The organism is Aldersonia kunmingensis, from assembly GCF_001646865.1.
In the GTDB taxonomy this organism is placed as follows: domain Bacteria; phylum Actinomycetota; class Actinomycetes; order Mycobacteriales; family Mycobacteriaceae; genus Aldersonia; species Aldersonia kunmingensis.
Window position 1 is genome coordinate 1 of the sequence record NZ_LRRB01000259.1, and the last position, 4,952, is coordinate 4,952.

The 4,952-nt window shown below is 67.5% G+C and carries 5 protein-coding genes; all 5 read right to left on the bottom strand.

What is annotated here, in order from left to right; translation table 11 throughout:
- Positions 1 to 78: 78 nt before the first annotated feature.
- Entirely contained in the window at positions 79 to 378 is a 300-nt protein-coding gene (nuoK, locus tag A8G08_RS20550; RefSeq protein WP_068278318.1) for an NADH-quinone oxidoreductase subunit NuoK, read from the bottom strand.
- Positions 375 to 1,214, bottom strand: a complete 840-nt coding sequence (locus A8G08_RS20555) for an NADH-quinone oxidoreductase subunit J (protein ID WP_084436638.1) — start codon at positions 1,212 to 1,214, stop codon at positions 375 to 377. The genes nuoK and A8G08_RS20555 overlap by 4 nt, the downstream gene beginning before the upstream one ends.
- On the bottom strand, positions 1,211 to 1,741 hold the full coding sequence (gene nuoI / locus A8G08_RS20560; RefSeq protein ID WP_068278321.1) for an NADH-quinone oxidoreductase subunit NuoI: 531 nt from the start codon (positions 1,739 to 1,741) through the stop codon (positions 1,211 to 1,213). Before nuoI ends, A8G08_RS20555 begins: the two co-directional genes overlap by 4 nt.
- Position 1,742: 1 nt before the next feature.
- Positions 1,743 to 3,053, bottom strand: a complete 1,311-nt coding sequence (nuoH, locus tag A8G08_RS20565; RefSeq protein ID WP_068278323.1) for an NADH-quinone oxidoreductase subunit NuoH — start codon at positions 3,051 to 3,053, stop codon at positions 1,743 to 1,745.
- Positions 3,050 to 4,952, bottom strand: a 1,903-nt coding sequence (locus A8G08_RS20570) for an NADH-quinone oxidoreductase subunit G (RefSeq protein ID WP_068278325.1), incomplete at its 5' end; no start/stop codon positions are given. The genes A8G08_RS20570 and nuoH, both read right to left, overlap by 4 nt.

Consider the following 4,952-nt stretch of genomic DNA (forward strand, 5'->3'; position numbering starts at 1 on the left):
GGCCGCGCCGGCGAGCGGCAGCACGGGCAGCAGCCAAGTAGCGGCGGCGATTCCGTCGGTGTTCATTCGGCCCCGCCGTCAGTTCCGCAGCAGATTCGCGTCGTCGACCGATGCCGATTGTCGAGTTCGGAAGATGGTCATGATGATCGCCAGGCCGACCACGACCTCGGTGGCAGCGACGACCATCGTGAAGAACGCGAACACTTGCCCGTGGAGGTTGCCGTGCATCCGTGCGAACGTCACGAAGGCCAGGTTCGCGGCGTTGAGCATGAGCTCGATGCACATGAACACGACGATCGCGTTGCGCCGCAACAGCACCCCGGCGGCTCCGATGGTGAACAGCAGTGCGGACAGGTACAGATAGTTCGCTGGGTTCACCGCGCGCTCCCCTCGGTATCGGTTCCGCCGTTCGGTCTCGTGGCCGCAGCTATGTCGGCCGTGCGGTCGCGGGCGCCCGGCCAGGAGCGCAGGGTCTCGTTGACGGACTGGTCCGAGGGCGTGCCGTCGGGCAGCAGCGCGGGCATGTCCACCGCGTTGTGGCGCGCGTACACGCCCGGATTGGGTAGTGGCGTCACGCGTTCTGCTGCGCCCACTTCCGCCCAGCGCTTGAAGCGGTCCTGCGACATCTCCTTCTGCGAGCGGCGTTCGCCGAGGCGTTCGCGGTGCGCGAGGATCATCGCGCCGACCGTCGCCGCGATGAGCAGCGCGCCGGTGAGTTCGAACGCCCATACGTACCGAACGAAGATCAGTTCGGCCAGCCCCTCGACATTGCCGGCCGAGTTGGCCTGCTCCAGCCCGACGAAACCCTCCAGGTCGGCCTGCACGGTGGCATTGCCGATGCCGCCGATCAGCAGAATGCCGAACCCGATACCGGCAACGGCCGCCGCGATGCGTTGTCCCCGAAGGGTTTCGATGAGGGCATCCGATGAATCGACGCCCACGAGCATGACCACGAACAAGAACAGCATCATCACTGCGCCGGTGTAGACCACCACCTGCACGACACCGAGGAACATCGCGCCCTGGGCCAGGTAGAACACCGCGAGGATGATCATTGTGACGGCGAGGAAGATCGCGGAGTAGACCGCCTTGCTCGAGATCACCACTCCGATGGCGCCAATAACTGCGAGCGTCCCGAGCACCCAGAACTGCACTGCCTCACCGGTGGACGTCTGTACGACTGGATCGATTGCGGCGAGCAGGGTCGCGGTCACTCGCGACCTCCCTCGCCCGATCCGCTCTGCACTCTGCCCAGGTAGTAGTCCTCGGCCGTGGTGCCGGGTGCCATGTCGTGCGGGGCCGGATCCATGCCGGGTTCCATCGGCGCGAGCAGTCGGTCCTTCTCGTAGATGAGATCGGCTCGATTGTCGTCGGCGAGTTCGTATTCGTTTGTCATGGTGAGTGCGCGCGTGGGGCAGGCCTCGACACACAGTCCGCAACCGATGCAGCGCAGGTAGTTGATCTGGTACACCTGCCCGTACCGCTCGCCGGGAGAGTATCGCGCGGCGTCGGTGTTGTCAGCGCCCTCGACGTAGATCGCGTCGGCGGGACAGGCCCAGGCACACAGTTCGCACCCGATGCATTTCTCGAGGCCGTCGGGATAGCGGTTGAGCTGATGCCGACCGTGGTAGCGCGGCGCGGTCGGGACCTTCTCCTCCGGGTACGACTCGGTGTGCGGTTTCTTGAACATCGTCGTGAACGTGACGCCGAAACCGCCTACGGATTCGAGGAACTTGGGCATCTCAGGCATGGCGATTCTCCTCGCTGGTTCGCGCGGGTGCGACGCCGACCGGCTCGCGGGCGTCGGGAACCTGCTGGCCGGGCAGGGGTGGCACCGGGAACCCACCGGCGGTCGGGTTGAAGGGGGCGGGCATCGCGGGCACGCCGCCCGGCTCGGCACCGCCGCGACCGCGGGAGGCACGCCAGACGAGCGCCGCGACGATGACGATGAGAGCGGTGCCGGCGCACACCAGCGCGATCGTGCTCACCTCGTAGCCCTCGTTGCGCATCGCCTTGACCGCGGCGACCACCATCACCCACACCAGCGCGATCGGAATGAGTACCTGCCAGCCGATTTTCATGAACTGGTCGTAACGCAGGCGGGGGAGTGCGGCGCGGAGCCAGAAGAAGACGAAAAGGAAGATCCAGACCTTGATCGTGAACCACAGCATCGGCCACCAACCGGAGTTCGCGCCGTCCCAGATGCTGATCGGCCATGGCGCCTGCCAGCCGCCGAGGAACAGTGTGTTCGCCAGCGCCGAGACGGTGCCCATGTTCACGTACTCGGCGAGCATGAACATGGCGAACATCAGCGACGAGTACTCGGTGTGGAAGCCGCCGACGAGTTCGCCCTCGGCTTCGGGCAGGTCGAATGGCGCACGGTTGGTTTCGCCGACCATGGCGACGCAGTAGATGAGGAACGCCGGCAGCAACGCGAATACGAACCAGGTGTCTTCCTGCGCTCCGACGATGCCTGATGTCGACATCGTCCCTGCGAGCAGGAACACCGATGCGAAGCACAGTCCCATCGCGATCTCGTAGGAGATGACCTGTGCCGAGGACCGCAGCCCGCCGAGCAGCGGATAGGTCGAGCCGGAGGACCAGCCGGCCAGCACGATGCCGTACACGCCCACCGACGTGACCGCGAGGATGTAGAGCACGGCGACCGGCATATCGGTGAGCTGCAATGCGGTGCGGTGACCGAAGATCGACACCTCGGGGCCGAACGGGATCACGGCGAACGCCATGAACGCCGGCACTGCCGCAATGATCGGCGCCAGAACGTAGATCGGCTTGTCGACCCCGGCCGGGATGATGCCTTCCTTGAACGCCATCTTGATGCCATCGGCTGCGCTCTGGAACAGGCCTTTCGGGCCGACCCGGTTCGGGCCGATCCGCATCTGCATCTTGGCGAACAGTTTGCGTTCGGCGTAGACGCCGATGAGCGGGATCATCAGCAGGAAAACGAATACGAAGAGGGCCTTGGCCACGATCAGCCACCACGGATCGTTGCCGAACAGCGTGGGGTCGTAGTCCGATGCGAGGATTGTCATCGCGCCACCTCCGCGAGGTGGATCCAGACCGCCTTCCCGACAGCATCGCCAAGCTCCCGATAGAGCTGGGCGCCGGGGGTATTCAGCGGCAGCCACACCACCCGGTCCGGCAGGTCGGCGACCTCGAGCGGGAGCGTAATCGCCCCATGATCGGTCGAGACGATGACGGCATCACCGGGCGCCGCACCGATCTCGGCGGCCGTGGCCGACGACAGCCGAACGACCGCGGCGCGCGCGGTGCCCGCGAGGTACGGCTCGCCGTCCTGCATCCGGCCGGCGTCGAGCAGCATCCGCCAGCTCGCCAGGACCGCCTCGCTTGCGCCGGGGTCGGGTACCGGTTCCGTGGCTGCGTCCGGTTGCTCGGAGCGCTCGCCCTGCCATGTGCCGAGCCGGGCCAACTCGGCATGCACGGCCGCCGGATCGGAAACGCCGAGGAACTCGCCCATTTCACCGGCCAGCACATCGAGTACCCGGGCGTCGGGGAGCGCGTCGGTGCCGCGCAGCGCGGTTTCGAACTGCCGGGTCCGGCCCTCCCAGTCGAGGAACGTTCCTGCCTTCTCGGCGACGGGCGCGACGGGGAACACCACGTCGGCGAGTTCGGTGATCGCACTGTGGCGAAGCTCGAGGCTCACGACGAATCGCGCGGCCTCGATCGCGGCTCGCGCCGCCTCCGGGTCGGGAAGATCGTCGGGATCCACTCCGCCGCAGACCAAACCGGCGAGCGTCCCATCGGCGGCCGCCGCGAGGATCTCGGCCGTGCCGCGGCCGGGCTCCGCCGGAATATCGGTGCGCCACAGCGCGCCGACCTCGGCACGCGCCGATTCGTCCGACACCGGCCGACCGCCCGGCAGGAGTTCGGGCAGTGCGCCGGCCTCGATGGCTCCCCGCTCGCCCGCCCGGCGCGGAATCCACGCGAGCCGTGCCCCGGTTGCCTCCGCGAGACGCTGTGCCGCCGACAGTCCGCCCGGAACCGCGCCGAGCCGTTCGCCCACCAGAATCAACGCGCCCGGCTTGCGTAGCTCCGGCGAATTATGCAGGGCAGCAAGTGTTTCAGGCTCGCGTCCCGGCGAGGTCTGCACAAGCTGCCCGGACATCTTCGCCAACCCGCGGGTGGTGAACGGCGCGATGGAGAGCACTGCGGTGCCGTTCTTGCGAGCCACCTTACGCAGCCGCAGGAACACGATCGGCGATTCCTCTTCCGGCTCGAAGCCGACCAGCAGGACCGCCGGAGCGTCCTCGATATCGCGGTAGCTCACCGACATGTGTTGCCCGGCGACCCGCGCGGCAAGGAATGCGGCCTCTTCGGCGGAGTGGGCGCGGACCCGGAAGTCGATATCGTTGCTGTGCAACGCGACCCGTGCGAACTTGGCGTACGCGTACGCGTCCTCCAAGGTGGACCGCCCGCCGACCAACACGCCCGCGGCGCCGCGCGCGGCCGAGAGTCCGCGGGCGGCGGCCGCGAGTGCCTCGGACCACGATGCTGGGTCCAACTCGCCGGCCTCATTGCGCACCAGGGGAGTCCGAATCCGGTCGGCTTGGGTCGCGTACGCGAACGCCCACCGGCCCTTGTCACAATTCCACTCCTCGTTGACCTCGGGGTCGTCCCCGGCGAGGCGGCGCAGCACGGTGCCGCGGCGATGATCAGTCCGCTGGGCACATCCGCTCGCGCAGTGCTCGCACACCGACGGGCTCGACACCAGATCGAAGGGGCGCGCGCGGAAGCGGTATGCGGTGCCGGTGAGCGCCCCGACCGGGCACACCTGCACGGTGTTGCCGGAGAAGTAGGAGTCGAACGGCTCCTTCTCGTAGATCCCAACCTGCTGGAGCGCGCCGCGCTCGAGCATTTCGATGAACGGGTCGCCGGCGATCTGTTGGGAGAACCGGGTGCAGCGCGCGCAC